18 protein-coding genes are annotated in these 19,886 nt (G+C 67.5%); 6 read left to right on the top strand and 12 right to left on the bottom strand.

Going from position 1 to position 19,886, the window contains the following annotated elements; translation table 11 throughout:
* Positions 1-585 precede the first annotated feature (585 nt).
* The 8 genes from tyrS to D5S18_RS32280 all read right to left on the bottom strand — a co-directional run bounded on the left by tyrS (position 586) and on the right by D5S18_RS32280 (position 7,126).
* The gene (gene tyrS, locus D5S18_RS32315; protein WP_120044903.1) at positions 586-1,875 is read right to left on the bottom strand and encodes a tyrosine--tRNA ligase; all 1,290 of its coding nucleotides are present in this window, start codon (positions 1,873-1,875) and stop codon (positions 586-588) included.
* Between the two features lie 115 nt (positions 1,876-1,990).
* Positions 1,991-2,599, bottom strand: a complete 609-nt coding sequence (locus D5S18_RS32310) for a DNA-3-methyladenine glycosylase (RefSeq protein ID WP_120044902.1) — start codon at positions 2,597-2,599, stop codon at positions 1,991-1,993.
* Between the two features lie 39 nt (positions 2,600-2,638).
* Entirely contained in the window at positions 2,639-2,911 is a 273-nt protein-coding gene (locus tag D5S18_RS32305) for a DUF3761 domain-containing protein (protein WP_239004134.1), read from the bottom strand.
* A 92-nt stretch (positions 2,912-3,003) separates the two neighbouring features.
* Positions 3,004-4,143 (bottom strand): low temperature requirement protein A, encoded by a 1,140-nt coding sequence (locus D5S18_RS32300; RefSeq protein ID WP_120044901.1) that lies wholly within the window; start codon positions 4,141-4,143, stop codon positions 3,004-3,006.
* Between the two features lie 37 nt (positions 4,144-4,180).
* On the bottom strand, positions 4,181-4,726 hold the full coding sequence (locus D5S18_RS32295; protein WP_120044900.1) for an SRPBCC family protein: 546 nt from the start codon (positions 4,724-4,726) through the stop codon (positions 4,181-4,183).
* Complete coding sequence (locus D5S18_RS32290; protein ID WP_120044899.1) at positions 4,723-5,040, bottom strand: ArsR/SmtB family transcription factor; 318 nt, start codon at positions 5,038-5,040, stop codon at positions 4,723-4,725. The genes D5S18_RS32295 and D5S18_RS32290 overlap by 4 nt, the downstream gene beginning before the upstream one ends.
* A gap of 50 nt (positions 5,041-5,090) precedes the next feature.
* Positions 5,091-5,951: an RNA polymerase sigma factor SigJ gene (sigJ, locus tag D5S18_RS32285; RefSeq protein ID WP_120044898.1), complete on the bottom strand. Its 861-nt coding sequence runs from the start codon at positions 5,949-5,951 to the stop codon at positions 5,091-5,093.
* Complete coding sequence (locus D5S18_RS32280; RefSeq protein WP_120044897.1) at positions 5,948-7,126, bottom strand: NAD(P)/FAD-dependent oxidoreductase; 1,179 nt, start codon at positions 7,124-7,126, stop codon at positions 5,948-5,950. The genes sigJ and D5S18_RS32280 overlap by 4 nt, the downstream gene beginning before the upstream one ends.
* 244 nt (positions 7,127-7,370) lie before the next feature.
* On the opposite strand from D5S18_RS32280, the gene D5S18_RS32275 reads away from it, so the two are divergent.
* From D5S18_RS32275 to D5S18_RS32265, 3 genes are read left to right on the top strand one after another with little or no spacing between them, the layout of a single operon-like run.
* On the top strand, positions 7,371-8,096 hold the full coding sequence (locus D5S18_RS32275) for an ABC transporter ATP-binding protein (protein ID WP_120044896.1): 726 nt from the start codon (positions 7,371-7,373) through the stop codon (positions 8,094-8,096).
* A complete protein-coding gene (locus D5S18_RS32270) occupies positions 8,093-8,857 on the top strand; it encodes an ABC transporter permease (protein ID WP_120044895.1) in 765 nt (254 codons plus the stop codon). Before D5S18_RS32275 ends, D5S18_RS32270 begins: the two co-directional genes overlap by 4 nt.
* Positions 8,854-9,513 carry a TetR/AcrR family transcriptional regulator gene (locus tag D5S18_RS32265; RefSeq protein WP_120044894.1) on the top strand — a complete coding sequence of 220 codons (660 nt, stop codon included), beginning with the start codon at positions 8,854-8,856 and terminating at the stop codon, positions 9,511-9,513. The genes D5S18_RS32270 and D5S18_RS32265 overlap by 4 nt, the downstream gene beginning before the upstream one ends.
* A gap of 21 nt (positions 9,514-9,534) precedes the next feature.
* Here D5S18_RS32265 and D5S18_RS32260 read toward each other — a convergent pair whose 3' ends face one another.
* From D5S18_RS32260 to D5S18_RS32250, 3 genes are read right to left on the bottom strand one after another with little or no spacing between them, the layout of a single operon-like run.
* Positions 9,535-9,765, bottom strand: a complete 231-nt coding sequence (locus D5S18_RS32260) for a Trm112 family protein (protein WP_120044893.1) — start codon at positions 9,763-9,765, stop codon at positions 9,535-9,537.
* A gap of 10 nt (positions 9,766-9,775) precedes the next feature.
* Positions 9,776-10,258 (bottom strand): GtrA family protein, encoded by a 483-nt coding sequence (locus D5S18_RS32255; RefSeq protein WP_120044892.1) that lies wholly within the window; start codon positions 10,256-10,258, stop codon positions 9,776-9,778.
* Positions 10,255-12,591, bottom strand: coding sequence for a hypothetical protein (locus D5S18_RS32250; RefSeq protein ID WP_439651201.1), 2,337 nt, complete (start codon positions 12,589-12,591; stop codon positions 10,255-10,257). Before D5S18_RS32250 ends, D5S18_RS32255 begins: the two co-directional genes overlap by 4 nt.
* Positions 12,592-12,846: 255 nt before the next feature.
* Here D5S18_RS32250 and D5S18_RS32245 point away from each other — a divergent pair, with 255 nt between their 5' ends.
* Both D5S18_RS32245 and rffA read left to right on the top strand, forming a co-directional pair.
* Positions 12,847-13,905: a glycosyltransferase gene (locus D5S18_RS32245; RefSeq protein WP_120044952.1), complete on the top strand. Its 1,059-nt coding sequence runs from the start codon at positions 12,847-12,849 to the stop codon at positions 13,903-13,905.
* Positions 13,902-15,038, top strand: coding sequence for a dTDP-4-amino-4,6-dideoxygalactose transaminase (gene rffA, locus D5S18_RS32240; protein ID WP_120044891.1), 1,137 nt, complete (start codon positions 13,902-13,904; stop codon positions 15,036-15,038). Before D5S18_RS32245 ends, rffA begins: the two co-directional genes overlap by 4 nt.
* A gap of 65 nt (positions 15,039-15,103) precedes the next feature.
* Here rffA and D5S18_RS32235 read toward each other — a convergent pair whose 3' ends face one another.
* The gene (locus D5S18_RS32235; protein WP_120044890.1) at positions 15,104-18,040 is read right to left on the bottom strand and encodes an AMP-binding protein; all 2,937 of its coding nucleotides are present in this window, start codon (positions 18,038-18,040) and stop codon (positions 15,104-15,106) included.
* Between the two features lie 439 nt (positions 18,041-18,479).
* Between D5S18_RS32235 and D5S18_RS32225 the strand changes: the two genes are divergently transcribed.
* Positions 18,480-19,886 (top strand): family 2B encapsulin nanocompartment shell protein, encoded by a 1,407-nt coding sequence (locus D5S18_RS32225; protein WP_120044888.1) that lies wholly within the window; start codon positions 18,480-18,482, stop codon positions 19,884-19,886.

Below are 19,886 nucleotides of genomic sequence, written 5' to 3'. Positions count from 1 at the left end.
CATGTGTTAAGCACGCCGCCAGCGTTCGTCCTGAGCCAGGATCAAACTCTCCGTTGAAGACTCACAATCACACCCCGAAAGGCACGATCAGAATAATTCACTAGAGTCCGAAAACCCAGCAAAACAATACGCCAGCCGGAAATTAGCTGACTTCAAAAATATCCATCCTCCACACGGGGGTATGAAGGAAAGAAACCAAAAAATTGGCACTGACATTCATCGACACACTATTGAGTTCTCAAAGAACACACGCACAACCAATCGATCCGGATTACCGGACCTCCTGAAGGGCAACTGTTCTAGCCTAACCAACAGTCCAAGCGAAGTCAAGTCCGCTCGAACCTCTGATCAAACTGGCTGGTCAGGCGCTCCTCGTCCTACCTCGTTTCCCATGCTCTCCGGCGACGTTTCCGCTGCTAGAGGCTCCGGGTCGGTGTCCGTGTCGCTCTGACTTGGATAAAGTTACGTGCTCGGAAACGCTACGTCAAATCGCCTGGACGCCATCGCGTTTGCGCATGTCAGCGCCTCGCGACGGGGGCGATGGGCGGCTCGGCTCAGGAAAATGTGAGCCGAGCCACCGCGCGATCAGGATTCGGACCGCAGCACCCCGGCGAGATTGCGCTTGCCCCGACGCAGCACCAGCCAGCGTCCATGCAGATAGTCGCCCTCGGACGGGGTCCATTCCGGGTCGGAGATCCGCTCGTTGTTGACCGAGGCGCCGCCCTCGTTGACGGTGCGGCGGGCCGCGCCGCGGCTGTCGCACAGTCCGCTCGCGACGAGCAGGTCCACGATCGTGTTCGGTTCGCCCGACGCCAACTCGGCGACATCGCCGGTGACGGCGGCCTCCCGCAGGGCCGCGGCCAGTGTCGACTCGTCGAGTTCGCGCAATTCGCCGCGACCGAACAGCGCCTGGCTGGCGAGTTGGACGGCGCGGGTATTGGCCTCCCCGTGCACCAGGGTGGTCATCTCGGCGGCCAGTCGACGCTGGGCTTCGCGCGCATGAGGGCGCTCGGCGGTGGCCTGTTCCAGTTCGGCCAGTTCCTCGCGGGACAGGAAGGTGAACCAGCGCAGGTACCGGATGACATCGGTATCGCCGGTGTTCACGAAGTACTGGTACCAGGCGTAGGGGCTGGTCATCTCCGGGTCGAGCCAGAGACTGCCGCCGCCGGTGGATTTGCCGAACTTCTTGCCGTCGGCGGAGGTCACCAGGGGCAGGGTCATGCCGTGCACCTGTTCGGCGTCGACGCGACGGTTCAGTTCGACACCCGCGATGATGTTGCCCCACTGATCGGAGCCGCCGACCTGCAGGCGGCAGTCGAAGCGGCGGCGCAACTGCACGAAGTCATTGGCCTGCAGCAGCATGTAGCTGAATTCGGTGTAGGAGATGCCCTCGCCGTCGAGCCTGCGCTTGATGGTGTCGCGGGCCAACATGACATTGACCGAGAAGTGCTTGCCGATATCGCGCAGGAAGTCGATGGCGCTGAGCTGCCCGGACCAGTCCATATTGTTGGCGACGAGCGCGCCGGTCGGCGAATCGTCGAGATCGACGAAGCGCTCGAGCTGGGAGCGGATGCGCCGGGACCAGTCGGCCACGGTGTCGGCGGAGTTCATGGTGCGCTCGCCGACATCGCGCGGGTCGCCGATCAGGCCGGTCGCGCCGCCCGCCAGCACGATGGGTCGGTGGCCCGCCCGCTGGAAGCGCCGCAGCGCCAGCAGCGGAACCAGGTGACCGGCGTGCAGACTGGGGCCGGTGGGGTCGAATCCGGCATAGAGGGTCAACGGGCCGGGGGTCAGCGCGGCGCGCAGCACGTCCAAGTCGGTGGACTGCGCGATCAGTCCGCGCCAGGTCAATTCATCGATGATGTCGCCGCTCACGATGTTCCATCTTTCCGCACGGTAGTTGGGGTTCGACGTGCGGCTCAGTGTGGTCACGCCTCGACCCGGCGTCGAGGGAGTTTCCGACCTGCCGGGGGCGAGGCCCCGGCCAGGGTCAGGGCGCGGGTCGGGTGGCGCGCGGGCTGCGCTTGTAGGCGGAGACGGCGGGCGAGTCGGGGAGCCAGAAGCGCCAGGGCTGGTCGGCGGCCTGACTGACACCCACTCTGGGACCGTAGGCGATCTCGGCGATCGGCTCCTGGAGTTCGAGACGGATCGGGGCGGCGGGATCGAGGAGCCGGGTGCCGTAGTCGGCGAGGGTGCTGCCGAGCGCGCTGCCCAGATTGCCCGGCCCGCGTGCCAGATCCGCGTCGGTGCGGGCGGCGGGGCGGCGGGCGCGGGCGGATTCGACACCGGCGATGATCTCGCCCGAGCGCAGCAGCACCGCACTCGCGGTGCCGTCCGGGCCGGTGGTCACATTGAGGCAGGTGTGCATGCCGTAGCTGAGATAGACGTACAGCACGCCCGGCGGCCCGAACATCACCGCGTTGCGTTTGGTTCGACCTCGGCCCGAATGCGAGGCGGGATCGGGCCACGGCCCGGCCGGATCACCGCCGTAGGCCTCCACCTCGACGATCCGCACTGCCACCGGACCCGACCACAGGATCGCGCCGAGCAGTCGGCGCGCGGCCGAGGGCGGGTCTACGGCGAGATCATCGGAACACACAGCCGAACATTCTCGCCGACTCCGTGTGCGACACGGCTGTCAGGCCAGCCACCTGGCCACGCCGCCGTGGCGCGAGCACGTACCGCGATGGTTCTTGCTGTGGCTGTAGGTGCCGTCGCCGCACTGCGCGGTCGCGCCCGCCGGTGGAGTCTCGCTGCGTTCGGGACCCGAGACGCACTGGTGGTCCACATTCTCGTATTCACCCGTCGCACACGCGATTTGGGCGGGCGCCGCGCCCGCCGGGGTGGCGACCAGGCCGGACAGGCCGACAGCGGCGGCGAACAACCAGCTCAGAACGATGTTTCTCGACACGAGATTCCTTGCGATAGAACGATATTCCGACGGAAGGAACCTACGTTCGAGCTGGATCCCCCCAGGCGCAACACAATACACACGTATGCGCCCTAGATGTACTGGCTGTGTCCGCCGCCGCGCAGGGTGATCAGGTCGTCGGTGATGACCGCGGCGTAGCCGACGACGACCAGCGCGAGCAATTGCGCCCACGACACCCACACCACCCCGATCGGAATGGTCGCCGCCACCGCACCGGCCGACACCAGGCGCAGCCGGGCGCGCGGCAGTCGCAGCGACAACCGGAAGAAGAACTGGCCCAGAAAGTACAGGGCGACGCCGCCGGAAAGTGTCGCCGCCGTCGTCAGCGAGGCGCGCGAATTGCCGTGCGCGATGCTCATTTTGATGCCCGCGGCGAGGACGACGATGCCGATCAGCAAGGGGTAGAGCGAATATCCGTACGCGAGCACGGCCGGAACGGAGCGTTCCCGGTCCGGGACGGCGGCGAGGGCGTGTTCGCCGCGTTCGTCGTCCACGCCGAAGTAGGACCACCACAGCACGTAGGTCAACGCGAGGCCGAGCGCGCATTGGGCCACCAGCGCGACGGTGATCGGCTCCCCCGCCAGTCCCGCGCCGATGGCGACGACGGATTCGCCCAGCGCGATGATGACGACCAGTCCGTGCCGCTCGCAGAAGTGGTGCGCGCGCACCACGAAGCCCTCGATCTGCACCAGGCGCGGATTGATGATCTGCAAGGCGAAAGCACCGGCCCAGCACAGATATTCGGGCGGGCCGTCGAGAAATCCCCCGGCCAGCACCAGGATCGCGGCCACACCGTTGAGCGGGGCGATGCGCCGGATCGCGCGGGTCGCCGATTGTCCACCGGCGGAGGCGAACAGCGCGCTGTGGATGACATTGACGAGCAGGTAGGCCAGTCCGAAGGCGATGCCGGTGCCGTGGAATGCGTCCGGGATCGCCAGTGCCAGCACGAAGAAGCCGAACATGCCGATCAGCAGCCAGGTGCGGCGCGCCGAACTGTTGGGCGCCACTTCGTTGGTGAGCCAGACGTAGCCGCTGTACATCCACCAGATGAGCCCGAACAGGACCGCCACCTGGCCGAGGGCGGCCCAGCCCGGATCGTGGGTGTAGACGTGGGTGAGCTGGGTGATGGTGAAGACGAAGACGAGATCGAAGAACAGTTCCAGGGTGGAGGCGCTGGTCTGTCCGCCCTCGGCATCGAATGCGCTGGTCACATCGCAGGAGCCTAGGGCGTGTTCCGCGGATCGCGAGCTATCCCGCGTTGGGCGGATCCATCGGCTCGATACCCAACTGCTGCGAGTAGCCGATATTCAGGTCGGACCACCCGTGATCCATGGCGGCCGCGCCGACGATCGGGCCGATCGGGCTGCCCGCGAGCAGGTATTCGGCGACGTCGAGGCAGATGTGCCAGCCCGCGGCGATCATGGCGGCGGCGCCGGGGGCGGGGATGCGCTGGGTGAGCCGCAGCGCGGTACCCGAACCGCGCGGGCTCAGCTCCCAGCGGATCGGGTCGCCGCCCCAAGTGAATTCGAGCAGGGTGGGACGTTCGGCGATGCTGATCTCGCCGGGCAGCTCGGTGCTGCCGTCGGCGCCCGCCATGAGCAGGGTGACCGGTCCCGGTTTGTCCATGGCGCGATCCGCCGAGTAGGGAGCCCACTCGCGCAATTCGTCGGGATCGGTGAGCGCGGACCAGACGGAGTCCGGTGCTTGGGGGAACTCGCGATGGAAGATCAGCGACCAGTGGCCGTCGGCCTCGACGAGTTCGATCCGGTGCGGCGGAGTCGGGGTGTAGGTCATGGGTGGGCATCCTTTCGATCGAGGTGACGTCCGAGCGCGTCGAGATGTCGCGGCCACAGCCGCAGGTAGGGGGCGAGCCAGTCGTCCAGTTCGGCGAACGGTGTGGGGGCGAGATGGTAGATCCGGCGTTGGGCGTCGACCTCGCAGGTGACGAAGCCGCTCTCGCGCAGGACGCGCAGATGTTTGGACACGGTGGGCTGCGCGAGGTCGAGTCGGTCGACCAGGTCGCCGACGGTGGCCGGGCCGGTGCGCAGGTGGTCGAGAATGCGGCGGCGGCGCGATTCGGCCACCACCGCGAACACATCGTTCGCCATCGGCCGAATATATCGCCGTCGGCATATACCCGTCAAGGAATACAACCTGTTCAGAGTGGATTCATCGCGAGTCCGGCGAGTTTGTTGGGATTGGCCTGAAACCGCAGATCGCGGATCTTCCCGTGCTCCAGGTCGAAGTCGAAGGTCGACACCGCGACGCCGCCGAGCCGGATGATGACGCCCAATTCGCCATTGAGGACGGCCGGTTCCATGGTGAACCCCGCGACGATGGGCTTGGCCAGCACGCCGACGATCCAGCGGGCCACATGATCCGGGCCGTGCAGCGGCCGCCGTGCAGCGGTGACCACGCCACCACCGTCGGTCCACGCGGTGACCTCCGGGGCCAGCAGATCCATCAGGGCATTGAGGTTCCCACCCGCCGCCGCGGCCATGAACATCTCGGTGACCTGCGCGCGAGCGTCTCGATCCGCGTCGAAGCGCGGCCTGCGCGCCCGCACGCGGGCGCGGGCGCGATGGGCGATCTGACGGATGGTCGGTTCGGGGCGGTCCAGTGCGTCGGCGATCTCGGCGTGCGAGTAGCCGAACACCTCGCGCAGCAGGAATACCGCGCGCTCGACCGGACTCAATGTCTCGAGCACCACCAGCATCGCCTGCGACACGCTCTCGGCCAGATCGGGATCCAGGTCCGGTGTGGTGACCAGCGGTTCGGGCAGCCATGGGCCGATGTAGCTCTCGCGGGTCGCCTGTGCGGAGGTCAACCGGTTGAGCGCGAGGTTGGTGACGGTCCGAACCAGGTAGGCCACCGGATTTCGCACTTCGGTCCGCTCGGTCCGATGCCAGGTCAACCAGGCGTCCTGGAGGACATCCTCGACATCGGTGACGGTGCCGAGCATGCGATAGGCAGTCGCGAACAGCAGGCGGCGATTGTCGAGGAAGGGATCCGCGGTCATTGTTCGATCGTCGCGCGCTCGAGGACGGTCTGTGCGCAACCTCCGCGCGGGAGGGTGACCGGTGTCGCGAGGAATTTGGCGAGTCGGAAGACCGGGACCGGGCTCGCACTGACGGCCGCCTTGTAGACGACGGCGAGGCGGCCGGTGAGATGGGCGCGCAGCGGAGTGTCGTCGGGGTGGGTGAATTGGATGACGGCGTCGCGGCGGCCGAGACTCACTGGTTGGTGGATGTAGCCGAAATGGAAGGGGCGCACCGGCTTTCCGCGCAGTTCCCGCGCGGTCGTGTCGGCGGCGTACGCGGCGGTCGGCATTCCGCTCTGGCAGGTGCCGTGCAGTGGACCCCACGGCATGGTGACGGCCGCGGCGTCGCCGATGGCGCGAATCTCCGGGTGCGACACCGATTTCAGGGTCGCGTCCACCAGGATCGCGCCGCGCGGGTCGGTCGCTATGCCCGCCGACGCGGCCAGCGGTGCGTTACGGACGCCCGCGGTCCAGAGGGTTAGGTCGGCGGGAATGGTTGTGCCGCTCGCCAGTTGGATGCCATCCGGGCGGACTTCGGTGACCGGGTCGACAACGACGGTGACGCCCAGACGGTCGAGCGCGCGACGCAGGTAGGCGCGGGCGCGCTCCCCCATCATCGCGCCGGGTTCGGTGATTCCGATGAGGGTGACGCGGGTATTCGGATTGTTCGCGGCGATTTCGGTGGCGGCCTCGATACCGGTCGGACCCGCGCCGAGCACCGCGACGGTGCGGCATTCGGCGAGCCGGGCGGCGAAGCGGTGGACGACGCGGGGATCGTCGAGCGTCCAGGCATGCTCGGCCGCGCCGGGGATGCGCGCGGTGTCGGCGGTCGCGCCGACGGCGTAGATCAGGCGGTCGTAGCGCAGGGTGCGACCGGTGTCCAACCGGATCTGCCGAGCTCGAGCCTCCAGCGAAACGACGCGGGCGCGGACGAATTCGATCCCGGTGCCCGTGAGCAGATCCGGGATGCGATACCGCGCGAGTTCCCGACCCGCCGCGACCTGATGCAGGCGCAGGCGCTCGGTGAATCGGTCCGACGGGTTGATCAGGACGATGCGGATCTCGCCGCGGCGGGTCCGCCGGGCCAGGCGCAGTGCGGCGAGCATTCCGGTGTAGCCGCCGCCGACTATCACGATCCGGGTTTCGGCGTTCATCTTCGCTCCTGTGGTCGTTCGCGAGGTTGACGACCATGGGACAGATCAGCCGAGCGGTCCGTGACACCCTCCCATGTGATCCACGACACAGAGGAAGTAGCGCTTGGCGAATGCCTCGGTGCGGATCAGTCGGGCAGTACGGCGCGCGCCCCTCATTCGCCGAGGCAACGAAGCTTGTCGAGTTCGACGGGTGGCGCTAAATTCATCACACAATGAATTCAACACTCGATGAATTGAGGCGAGCATGGCGCAAGCCACCCATGCGGTCGAGATCCGCAACCTGTCCGTGCGACGCGGCAAGCGCACCGTCCTGCACGAGATCTCGCTGACCATTCCGCGAGGATCCATCACCGGACTGCTCGGACCGTCCGGATGCGGGAAGACCACGCTCATGCGCAGCATCGTCGGCACCCAGATCGTGGCCTCCGGGGAGGTCACGGCGCTCGGATCGCCTGCGGGATCGACCGAACTGCGGCGAAGGATCGGGTATGTCACCCAGGCGCCGAGCATCTACAACGACATCAGCGTGCGCGAGAACGTGCGCTACCACGCGGCCCTCTACGACCGTGATCACGAGGCCACCGAGGCGGCCCTCACCGCCGTCGGGATGCGCGAGTTCGCGGGGCAGCGCGGCGACGAACTCTCCGGCGGCCAACTGACCAGGGCCTCGCTGGCCTGCGCCCTGGTCGCCCAGCCGGAACTGCTGATTCTCGACGAGCCCACCGTCGGCCTCGATCCCGTACTGCGCGTGGACCTTTGGAAGCAGTTCCGCGAATTGGCCGCGGGCGGAACGACACTGCTGGTGTCGAGCCACGTGATGGACGAGGCCGAACATTGCGACCGGCTACTGCTGCTGCGGGAGGGGAATCTGCTCGCGCAACTCAGCCCCGACGAATTGCGTTCCAGCACCGGCGAACAGAACCTGGAGAACGCCTTCCTCACCCTCATCACCATGGGAGAAGCGGCATGAACACCCTGTTGCGACCGTATCTCGCGACCACCGACCGCATCCTGCGCCAACTGCGCAACGACCATCGCACGGTCGCGATGATCATCGTCGTGCCCGCGCTGTTGATGACGCTGCTCTACTTCATCTATAAGGACACCCCGGTCAATCCGCTGCATCCGGTGCGGCTCTTCGATCGGGTCGGCATCAGCATGCTGGGCATCCTGCCGTTCATCGTCATGTTCCTCATCACCGCCATCGCCATGCAGCGCGAACGCAGTTCGGGCACGCTGGAGCGACTGCTCACCACGCCGCTGCGCAAACTCGATCTGCTCGGCGGATATGGGACGGCGTTCTCGCTCGCGGCGGCGGCGCAGGCCGGGGTCGCCTGCCTGGTCGCCTTCGGTCTACTCGGGTTGAAAGCGGCGGGCAGTCCGGGCTGGGTAGTGTTGATCGCCGTGATAGATGCGGTGTGCGGTGTGGCGCTCGGCCTGCTGGCCAGTGCGTTCGCGCGCACCGAATTCCAGGCGGTGCAGTTCATGCCGGTGGTGGTGGCTCCGCAGATCTTCCTGTGCGGCTTGCTCGTTCCGCGTGGACAGCTCCCCGGTTGGCTGGAGGCCATCAGCAATGTCATGCCGTTGAGCTACGCGGTCGACGCGCTCCAGCAGGTGTCGACCCATCCCGGCGCCACCGGGGCCATGTGGCGGGATCTGCTTGTGGTGGTGGGATTCTCGGTGGTCGCGCTCTGCCTGGGCGCCGCGACGCTGCGACGGCGCACCGCATGAGATCCGCCCCTTCCTCCGAAAACGGTTCGCGCGGTGGGCGGACCGGGCGCAGGCGGGGGCAGACCGATACCCGCCCGGCCATTCTGAACGCGGCGCGTGGGCTGTTCGCCGAGCAGGGCTTCGACAAGACCTCGATCCGCGCGGTCGCGGGGGCGGCCGGGGTCGACCCGGCGCTGGTGCATCACTACTTCGGCACCAAGCAGGCATTGTTCGCGGCGGCGGTCGAGTTGCCGATCGATCCGGAACAGACGCTGAGCCTGGTGGCCTCGGTGCCGCTGGAGGATCTGGGCGCGACCATGGTGCGCGCTCTGCTCGGGGTGTGGGACTCCCCCGCGGGTCCCGGCGTGGTGGCCATGGTCCGCAGCCTCATCGGCGGCGGGGAGACCTCGTTGGCACGGACCTTCCTGGCCGAGATCGTGTTGGAGCGGATCAGGCAGCGCATCGCGACCGCGCACGACGACGGTCGACTGCGGGTCGCGCTGGTCGCCTCGCAGCTGGCGGGCCTGCTGGTGACGCGCAAAGTGCTGCTGCTGGAACCGATCTCGCAGGTGGCCGCCGAGGAATTGGTGACGGCGATCGGGCCGGTGCTGCAACGCTACCTCACCGGCGATATCGGTTCGGGCGCAGCGGAATTCGCCGCTCGGGGCGAGAAGTAGGCTCCGCCGAGCGGGGCCGGGTCAGTCGTTGGGCAGTTGCGCGGCGAAGGCGGCGGCTTCGGCCTCGCCCACCTCGCGCGCCTCATCGATCAGCAGTACGGGGATGCCGTTGTCGATCGCGTAGGCGCGACGCAACCGGGGGTTGTAGAGCACGGCGGCGCCCGCCTCGTCGCGCACCAGGTGCAGCGGCCCCTTGTCCTGCGGGCAGGCCAGCAGGCTCAGCAGGGTGGGGTCCAGAACGGTATCCGACATGGGCGATAACCTACCCAGCCTCGGGATCGGCGGCCGCGGCGGGGGCGCGGCGGAACGAGATGTGGCGGTGCCCGAAGTAGCTCGCGACCGCGACCAGACCCATCACCACCACGGCGGCGGGCTTGTCGGGCAGGTGCAGAACGCGCACGGCCAGTTCGAGCAGCAGACTGTTGAGCACCATCCCGCCGGAGTTCACCCCGACGAAGGCGGCGAAATCCCGCAGCAGATGTCCGCGCACCCGGAAGACCAGCGTGCGATGCAGCACGAAGGCGACCGGGATGCTCACGCAGTACGCGGCCACCACCGCGGCACTCGGCGACACGCCCGGACCGAGCACCGCCAGCCAACCGAGGGTCAGTGCCATACCCAGCAGCGTGTTCAGCCCGCCGACCACCGCGAACGCCAACTCCTGCCGCCGCACCAACCGCAGCAGCGGACCCGGATCCTGCCGCACCGCACCGTCGCCCGGATCGAGCCGCACCGACTCCGTCATCGGATCGCGTCCGCCAGATCCGGTGCGGCGTCGACCTGTTCGGCGGCGGGCGCGTCGGTGAGTTCGTCGCGGCGGCCGCGCACGTACCACCACTGGAACACTCCCGCACCCAGGATACCGAGCAGCAGGGCAAGGCCGCCGAGTTTCCAACCCGGCGGCCGCCAGGTCAGTTCCAGGTCACCATTGCGGGTGCCCGCCGGGATATCCACCGCGACAAAGGTTTTGGCCACCACTTTGAAGGGGATGTCGCGACCGTCGAGGGTGGCGCGGTAGCCGGGCCAGCCCAGGCGGGCGAAGACGACGCGGCCGCCGTCCTCGGAGTTGACCCGCACCCGGCTGGTCATATCGGATTCGGCGACGGAGGTGGCGGTGACGTCGTGCGCGTCGGCGACCCGGCCGTTGCGGGTGGAGATGGGACCGTCCTCGCGTTCGAGGACGGCGATGAACTTCTCGTGACCGGGATAGTCGACCCACTTCCAACCGGTGGGCGCGGGCTGGTTCCCGGCGTCCGGGTAGAGGGCGCGTTGCAGGACGACGCGGTCGACCTGCATCAGGTCGACCAGGGTGCGGCCGGTACTCGGCTCGGTGGCGAAGACGCGGCGGTAGGCATCGGGGCAGACGCTGGTGTCCCAGCGCATGCAGATCATCTCGCCGAACCAGTAGTGCCCGTTGGGGGTGTATCCGCTGACGTAGGTCTTTTCGAGATCCTTGGCGTAGTTGCCGAAGACGAGTGAGCCGTAGGCTCCGTCGAGGTTCTTCTCGCCCGGCTGGATCAGTGCGCGGTCGGCCAATTGCAGTGTGGTGCCCGCGAATTCCGGGAATTTCGCCTTCATGGCGGCGCGGCTCTCCGGCAGGTTCCAGCTCATCGGCGTCGGCTGCACCGCGAACACCTGCACGAAGGCGATGGGGACCACCGAGGCGATCAGCACCGCGCAGGCGGCGGCCGCACCTTTGACATTGCCCAGCCACACCACGAGCGCACCGAGCAGTGCCACGGCCGCCGCGGCTACCAGATGCCACGGCAGGCGGTGCGGGTCGGCCGAATAGGTGCGGATCAGCAGCAGTGCGACGAGCACTCCCCCGGCCACGCCGCGGCGGCGCCAGTTCGCGAAATCGGCGTAGCGGCCGAGCAATACGCACACCAGGACGAGCAGTCCGAGGGCCAGCATGGGCAGCACTCGCGCGGGCCACCGCAGCGGGCCGATCGTGCCGGGTCCCGCGGTCCACATCAGCGCGGCGACGGCGAACAGCGCGATGCCGGAGAACTCCTGCCAGTTCTCCTTGGCCCGCCGCCAATCGATGAAGGCCAGCGCCGGGATCAGGAACCAGGCGATGTAGACCATGGGCAGCGGCTGCACATAGCCCCACCACGAACTGAAGGCGGGCATGGTGCTGGGCAAGCCGGCGTTGAGCGATTCCGACCAGGGCACCGTGAGGAATTGGTCGTTGTTGATCTGGGCGGTGCCGCGCCAGGTCACCTTGGCCGAGAAGGCGCTCGGCAGATAGGTGGCCGCACCGGCGAGGGCCGCGAACGCCGCGACACCGAGCAGTCGCAGCGACGGCCCCCATCCTTGTTGCTCAACCGTCGGACGCCGTTTCACCCACGGCAGGAAACCGAACGCCGACACCATCGCACCGCCGAGCGCACGCGGCGATCCGAACCCCATCCCCCGCCGCCGATAGATGACCTCACCGACGGCCACAGCGCCGATCATCAGCCCGGCCTCGACCGCGGGAAAGACATACTGCACCGAAATCGCCAGGTACAGAAAGACGAATACCGGCAGCGGCCCACTGCGACCCCGCGCGTAGCGCACGGCCGACGCCCAGGCGTGCACCAGCCACGCGGTCCCGGTGAACGCGGTGTACCAACTGGCCTCGTCGAAGAACAGCAACCATCCGGAGAACGGCAGCGCCACGCCCGCCGCGGCCGCCCACGGCGCTTTCGCCCCGTAGGCCAGGCAGATGCGGAAGACACCGAGCCCCAGCACGATCGCGAACAGGAGTTTGACGACGGTCGCGTAGACGACGAGGTTGTCCACCGAGGGCGCGATCAGATCGATCAGCAACTGCGGCGGATTGAGCAGACCCGCCTCCTCGATGGCGTAGTTGCCCGCCATCCAGTGCTCGGGCGCCAGCGCGGGAATGCGGCCCTCGCGCAGGTATCTGCCGAGCATCACCCACAGGGGGGCGTACTGGGATTCGGTGTCGTCGGTGTAGAAATGCCGGACATTGGCCAGGAGTACCGCGACGTACCCCACCGCCACACCGACGGCGGTGAAGACGCCCCAGCGGTAGACGTCCTTCTTGTCGAGGGTGCTGCTTTCCACCACGAGTTCCAGACCCTACATGCCGTCACCGGGTATGGCCTCGCCCGCATGTTAGAGTTCGGCACGGCCCGGACTCCGCCCGACGCATTCTCCGCGACGAGTACCGGCACGCACCGTCATCGAAAGTCGATCTCGCCAATGCCGATTCCTTCCGCACGACCGTCCCGGCCGACCGTCGACGGACACCGCCTCCGGGCGACCAACGGGCACAGCCGCCGCGCGCACGAGCCGCGCAGGCAGTCCGAGGAGCACCGCCGGATCCACGGGATCTCGGTGGTGGTGCCGGTCTATCGCGGTGAGCAGACCATCGGCGCGCTGGTCGAGGAGCTCGACAAACTCGCCGAGGAGACCGTGACCAAGGCGGGCGCGAGCTTCGTGGTCGAGGAGATCCTGCTCGTCCACGACAACGGTCCGGACCGCTCCGATGTCGTACTGGAGCGGCTCGCACAGGAATTCCCTCGGGTGCGTCCGGTCTGGCTCAGCCGCAATTTCGGCCAGGACGCGGCGACCATCGCCGGAATGGCGGCGGCGCAGGGCGACTGGATCGTCACCATGGACGAGGACGGACAGCACGATCCGGCCTTCATCGCCGACTTCCTCGACGCCGCACTGGCCGAACGCGCCGACCTGGTGTATTCCAAGCCGATCAACACCCGCCCGCACGGCCTGCTGCGCAATATCACCTCGCGCGGAGCCAAACTGGTGTTGGCCGCGGTCTTCGCCTTCCCGGATTCCACCCGCTTCGAGAGTTTCCGGCTCATTCGCGGCGATATCGGCAGGCAACTGGCCGAGGTCGCGGCCAATGGCGCGTATCTGGACGTGGCGCTCACCTGGGTGGTCGGCAATACGGTCTCGGTGCCGGTGGTGCTGCGGGCGGAGGGCCGCGAGGAATCCGGCTACAACTACCGGCGACTGTTCTCGCTGTTCTGGAAGATGGTGCTGTGCAGCGGAACTCGCGGTCTGCGCGTGGTGAGCCTGCTCGGTGGCTCACTGGCGCTGGCCGGGGTGATCATGGCCTCGATCATCGTGTTCCAGAAGTTGCAGGGCCACAACAACGATCCGGAGGGTTGGGCCTCCATGATCGTGGTGCTGCTGCTGTGTTCGGGGGCGATCCTGTTCTCCCTGGGCCTGATCGCCGAGTATCTCGGGGTCGCACTGCACATCCTCGTCGGCAAACCGCTATACCTGACGGTGGATACGCCGACGCCGCGGCCCGATACCATCGACGCGCCGGATGCGACCGAACGAATCAGCGTTTCGGGGCAGAGCGGGGCCGCGGCACCGGCAGCGACGGCCGAGAAGAGGAACGGGGAGTGAGCGATCGCGTCATCTTCAGCCGTCCATATCGTGCGAGCCGTGAGCTGGCAAACCTGGAGGCGGTGCTCGACTCCGATCACAGCCACGGCGACGGCCGCTTCACCAAGTCGGCCACCGCGAAGCTGAAGGCGATCACCGGCGCGCCGCACGCGCTGCTGACCACCTCCTGCACGCACGCCTTGGAATTGGGCGCGCTGCTGCTGGAATTGGGTCCGGACGACGAGGTCATCGTGCCGAGTTTCGCCTTCACCTCGGCGGCCACCTCGATCGCGCTGCGCGGAGCCACCTGTGTGTTCGTCGATATCGACACCCGCACCGGCAATATCGATCCGGTGGCGGTGGCCGAGGCGATCACCGCGCGCACCAAGGCCGTGCTGGTCATGCACTACGGCGGTGTGGCCGCGGATATGGACGCACTACTGGATCTCGCCGAGCGGCACGGGTTGGCGATCATCGAGGACAACGCCCACGGGCTCGGCGGCGCCTGGCGCGGACGTCGGCTGGGCACGCTGGGCACGCTGGGCACCCAGAGTTTCCACGACACCAAGAACGTGCACTGCGGCGAGGGCGGCGCGCTGCTGCTCAATGACGAGATCCTGATGGGCCGCGCGGAGATCATGCGCGAGAAGGGCACCGACCGCGCCCGCTTCCTGCGCGGACAGGTGGACAAGTACTCCTGGCAGGATATCGGCTCCAGCTATCTGCCCAGCGAACTCAATGCCGCCGTGCTCGACGCCCAACTGGACGATTTCGAAACCATCCAGAAGGAGCGGCACCGGGTGTGGGACACCTATGCCGCGGCCCTTCCGGAGTGGGCGGCCCGCAAGGGTGTTCACCTCATGCATGTCCCCGCCGAGGCCGAACACACCGCGCACCTCTACTACCTGCGCATGCCCACCGAGGATTCGCGCGACGGGCTCATCGCCCACCTCGCCGGGCGCGGCATCGTCGCGCCGTTCCACTATGTGCCGTTGGATTCCAGTGCCGCCGGGCTCAAATACGGTCGCACACCGGTCGCGTGCGTGCGCAGCGCGGAATTCTCCGGCACGCTGGTGCGATTGCCGCTGTGGCCCATGCTCACCGAATCGCAGTTGACGCGGGTCGTCGAGGGAATCACCGACTACCGCTGGTGAATTCGATCGGCTCCCTGCGGTATTCGTACCGCAGGGAGCCGATGGCGTTCAGGCGCCGATAACGTTCAAGGGAAAAGGGATTCGGCGTCCTCGACGGTGAACGGTTCGTAGGAATCGCTGTCCCAGTGGTAGCGCCAGGCATGCGGACCGGGTTCGGGCCGGGTGGCGCGGACGACCGGACGGTAGGACGGGCTGCGCGGGATATCGGCGACCAGGTGGATCAGGTCGGGACGCTGCGCCGGATCGAGATCGCGCAGACCCTCGGTGAGATCGTGGCCCGTGACTTGGAAGCCGTGGCGAATGCTGACGGCGGCGACGGCGAGCACGCCGTCGGCGGAGTCGAGCGGGTAGGCGACCTCCATATCCACCGGGGTGAGGTCGTTGAGGGCATCCACGATCGGCTGGGTGAAGACCGGGCCGCGCGACGCGAGGATCACCGTATCGAGGCGGTCCATCAGCCAGTAGTCGCCGTCGGCGTCGCGGCGGAACAGATTCTCGGTGGGCATCCAGGAATCGCCCGCGGTGAAGACACCGCGCAGACCGCCCGCCGACAGGTCGACGCCCTCGGCGGCCCGCCCGAGGAGCAGGCCCACCTCGTTGTCGGCGCAGCGGCGGGCGAATCCGTGCTCATCGGTGGGGTTGTGACCGGTGGCCGGATCGTAGGCCACCAACTCGACCCGCGCCGTGCCAGGCACCGGACGACCCTTGCAGCCCGCCTTCGCACCGGTCACATTGGCCAGCACCACATCTCCCTCGATGGAGGCGTAGAACTCGACCACCCGCGCGGGCGCGAACTGTTCGGTGGTGCGGCGCCACAGCCCCGCGGGCATCCCCGAACCGATGAACAACCGGATCGGATGATTGTGCCCGGCCGGGAAGACCTCGGCGTCGAGGATGTCGCGCAGCATGGTCCAGGTGTAGGTGACAACGGTGACGCCGTAGCGGTGCACCTCGGCGCCGAAACGCGCCGGATCCAGCGAGCGGGCCAGCGCGATCCGGCTCCCACCCGCCACCGCGCCACCCAGGCTCACCAGCAGTCCGGACGAATGATGCAGCGGCGCAAGGCAGTACACCGTGTCGCGGCGGTCCAGGTCGGCGGTGGTCGCGGTGCCGAAGGCCGACAGCGCCCACCGGTGATTGGTGATGTACTTGGCCTCCAGGCGATCTCCGGTCCCGCTGACCAGCACGAAGGCCAATTCGCGCGCCAAACCGGGGTCGGGGCGGTACCAGGCGGGCACCCGCACCAGCGCCGGATCGATCTGCTCGAGGTCGATCAGGTTGTCCCCCAGGGGGATATCGAGTGCGCGTGTCTCGCCGCCGCCGAGCACCAGCACCCGCACGCCCGTGGCCACCGCCTGGCGCAGATTCTCCGGGTCGGCGATCAGCGTTGTCACACCGGTGAGTTCGATGGCGCGTGCCAGTTCGCTGCCCGGTGCGAGCAGCACCCCCACCGCGCCCAATCGCGACAGCGCCGCCAGGGCGGCCAGCGCGCTGGGCCTGGTCTCCATCACCACGCCGATCCGCTGGGCCGGGCGGATGCCGACCGAGATGAGCCCGCGCACAACATTATCGATGCGAACGTTGACCGCGGCGTTGGTGTGCACCCGGTCGTCGAAGAGGAATAGGTCGCGCAGCGGCGCGCGCCGCGTCTGCTCCGCGAGCAGCCGACCGAGCGAGATCCTGGTGTGCGGCTGGATCATGCCGAGTCGGGTCAGTCGGGGCAGCGCCCGCGCGGCCTCCCCCGCCAGTTCGACCGAGCCGCGCACCGTGCTGCTGAGGATCCCCTCGATGGCCTTGCCCATCCCTGCCCCCGCCTCCGCGAGCGCCGCCGTGGTGTGCACAACCCTGGTGGCCGCCGTGCGCGGGCGATTGGCGGCCACGTGCTCGGTCATCGGGGCGACGCCGTCGGGCAGCGGACCCTCGCGCTCGAGCCAGTCGATCCAGTCGCGGACCAGCGGCCAGGTGTGCTTGGTGGCCGTGCTGCCCGCCACCATGCCGAAATGTCCGGACAGCACGCTCGCCTCGTACACCTCCGCGTTCGGCGCGGCGCGCAGGATGCCGCGCACGGCCGCGGGCTGACCGATATCGTCCACCTCGCCCAGGCAGGCCAGGATCGGGCATTTCAATTCGGCCAGCGAGATGGGCTGATCCCGAATGACGAAGCCGCCCAGCATCATTCGATTGTGGGCGACGAACTGCTTGAGCAGATCGGCCGCCGCGGGACCGGAATAGCCGACCCAGCCCTCGCTGTTGAGGAAGCGGCGCTGCCGCTCCTTGGGCAGCAGCGCCTCCCGATCGTGCAGTTGACGCAGGAAATCGATGCGCGACTTCGCCGTTTTCACCGGATCGAGCAGTTGGAATCCGATCCGGACCATCGCATCGGTGATGGGCAGGCGCGTCACCACGTGGTCGGCCAGGAAATCGGCGATATCGGAGACCATGCCGTAGGGCAGGCCGAACGGCATCCCCGCCACGATGTCGACCGGGCTGCCGAAGGTGACGATGGAGGCCACGCCGCGGCCGTAGCGATAGGCGGTGCTCTGGTAGGCGAACATGCCGCCCTGCGAATATCCCATCAGATGCACCTGCGCGCCGGTGGCCTCGGTGACGGTATCGATGGCGCTGCTCACCGCGAGCACATGGTCGGCGAGGTCGCGCTGCCAACCGCCCTCCTCCGCGGCGGGCGAACCGAAATCCACCACCCAGCAGTCGATTCCACCGCGCTGGAGAATACCGACCGCCCCGTCTTCGGCATTGACGTCCCAGATGTCGGCGCTGACCATCAGCGGCGGCACCAGCAGCGCCACCGGGCGGCGACCCGCACCGGGCTCGTCCGGGAAATAGTGCCGCAGCCGATACATTCGCCGCCGCTCCACCACTTCGTACGGCGAAGCCGCCACATCCTGGGTCAGCCCGCCGAAACGGATCACCTCGAGCCCGTTCTGCGCGGTCGCCAGCAACCGTCGCGCCGACCCGACCACGTTCCTCGCATTGAACTTCACGATCCGCTCCTGCCCCCTGCCGCCGTCACCGAAACCGCATCCGGCTGTGCTGTGCTGTCAGCCTTCCACATCACCCATTCAGTATGTGCCCGCGCATCCGGCTCGACACGCGGACTCCACAGTTCTTCGGACACGCCGCCGAATCCGGTGGGCAATCCGCGGCGAAACGCCGAGCTAACCACGTCCGCGACCCGCGCGCACCCATCCGGGCACGGCCGCGGCATCCGATCGATCCCGTGTCGTGACCATCCTCGGATCGTCGGATATTTCCCCGAATTCCGCTGCGCTCGAGCGGTTTCCGGGCATACCATCGGTACCGGCTCCGAACGCACTGTCGCGCAGATGGATTCGCACCACCCGAGTTATTCGCAGATCCTTCTCGGATCTGCCGATCAATTGTGCACACACTTCTCGAAAACCCCTCGAGTGAGGAAAGCGCATGACCATCGAAATGCCGGTCCAAACGGACAATCACATACGCAAGAGCCTCAGCACCACCGCCGCCGCGCAATTGGCGCACAGCACCAAGTCCGAACCGCAGATGCAGGGCATCACGTCCCGCTGGCTCACCCGCATGCTGCCATGGACGCAGGTCAACGGCGGTATCTTCCGGGTCAACCGCAGGCTGACCCACACCGTCGGCAATGGCGAGGTGGAATTCGTCATCGACGGATCGCAGGCCAGGGTGATACCCCTGGAACTGCAAGAACTTCCACAATTGCGCGGTTTCGACGACGAGGAGATTCTGCGCGCACTCGCGCACCGATTCGAACAGCGTGACCTCGATCCGGGGACCGTTGTCGCCGAATTCGGCAACCCCATGGACCACGTCCTGCTCATCGTGCACGGCAAACTCGCGAAGATCGGCGCGGGCGAATACGGCGAGCAGACCAAGATCGGAATGCTCGGCGGCGGCGACTATTTCGGCGACGCCATGCTCACCGACGCCGACGCCATCTGGCCGATGACGGTCCGAACCACCACGCGCACCACCATTCTCACCCTCTCCCGGCAAGCGCTGCGCGAGCAGATGGAACTCGCCCCCGCACTGGCCGAGCAACTCACCCGCTTCGCCGCAGCACCCCTGCGGGCGCAGAACACCAAGGGCGAGGCCGATATCGAAGTCGCCTCGGGTCACTCCGGCGAACCACTGCTCGAAGGCACCTTCGTCGACTACGACGCCACGCCCCGCCAATACGAACTGAGCCTGGCGCAGAGCGTGCTGCGGGTGCACACCCGCGTCGCCGACCTGTTCAACGATCCGCACAACCAGGTGGAGCAGCAGTTGCGCCTGACCGTCGAGGCGCTCTACGAACGCCGCGAATACGACCTGGTCAACAATGCGGAGTTCGGACTGCTCAACAACTGCGATCTCAAACAGCGCATCTACTCTGAATCCGGCCCGCCCACCCCGGACGACATGGACGACCTGCTGAGCATGCGCCGCAGCACCCGACTGTTCCTGGCGCACCCGAAAGCGATCGCCGCCTTCGGCCGGGAGTGCAACAAGCGCGGACTGTATCCGGACCCGGTCGACATCGACGGGCATCGAGTGCCCGCCTGGCGCGGGGTGCCGATCTTCCCGTGCAGCAAGATTCCGGTCAGCGACACCGCGACCACCTCGATCCTGGCCATGCGCACCGGCGAGAAGGACCAGGGCGTGATCGCCCTGCACCAGACCGGCATCCCGGACGAATTCGAGCCCGGCCTCAACGTGCGCTTCAAGGGCATCGACGACCAGTCGATCATCTCGTATCTGGTCAGCTGCTACTACTCGGCGGCGGTGCTGGTGCCGGACGCGCTGGGGATACTCGACAATGTCCTCGTCGCCCGGCAGGCCGACTGA

Origin of the sequence: Nocardia panacis (assembly GCF_003598715.1) — a bacterium.
GTDB lineage: Bacteria > Actinomycetota > Actinomycetes > Mycobacteriales > Mycobacteriaceae > Nocardia > Nocardia panacis.
This window is presented reverse-complemented; position numbering and strand designations above follow the sequence as displayed.

Excerpts from the sequence above, each read along its gene's own strand:
- D5S18_RS32295 (WP_120044900.1), bottom strand. The coding sequence starts at position 4,726 with ATGACCTACACCCCGACTCCGCCGCACCGGATCGAACTCGTCGAGGCC.
- D5S18_RS32290 (WP_120044899.1), bottom strand. The coding sequence starts at position 5,040 with ATGGCGAACGATGTGTTCGCGGTGGTGGCCGAATCGCGCCGCCGCCGC.
- sigJ (WP_120044898.1), bottom strand. The coding sequence starts at position 5,951 with ATGACCGCGGATCCCTTCCTCGACAATCGCCGCCTGCTGTTCGCGACT.
- D5S18_RS32280 (WP_120044897.1), bottom strand. The coding sequence starts at position 7,126 with ATGAACGCCGAAACCCGGATCGTGATAGTCGGCGGCGGCTACACCGGA.
- D5S18_RS32275 (WP_120044896.1), top strand. The coding sequence starts at position 7,371 with ATGGCGCAAGCCACCCATGCGGTCGAGATCCGCAACCTGTCCGTGCGA.
- D5S18_RS32270 (WP_120044895.1), top strand. The coding sequence starts at position 8,093 with ATGAACACCCTGTTGCGACCGTATCTCGCGACCACCGACCGCATCCTG.
- D5S18_RS32265 (WP_120044894.1), top strand. The coding sequence starts at position 8,854 with ATGAGATCCGCCCCTTCCTCCGAAAACGGTTCGCGCGGTGGGCGGACC.
- D5S18_RS32260 (WP_120044893.1), bottom strand. The coding sequence starts at position 9,765 with ATGTCGGATACCGTTCTGGACCCCACCCTGCTGAGCCTGCTGGCCTGC.
- D5S18_RS32255 (WP_120044892.1), bottom strand. The coding sequence starts at position 10,258 with ATGACGGAGTCGGTGCGGCTCGATCCGGGCGACGGTGCGGTGCGGCAG.
- D5S18_RS32225 (WP_120044888.1), top strand. The coding sequence starts at position 18,480 with ATGACCATCGAAATGCCGGTCCAAACGGACAATCACATACGCAAGAGC.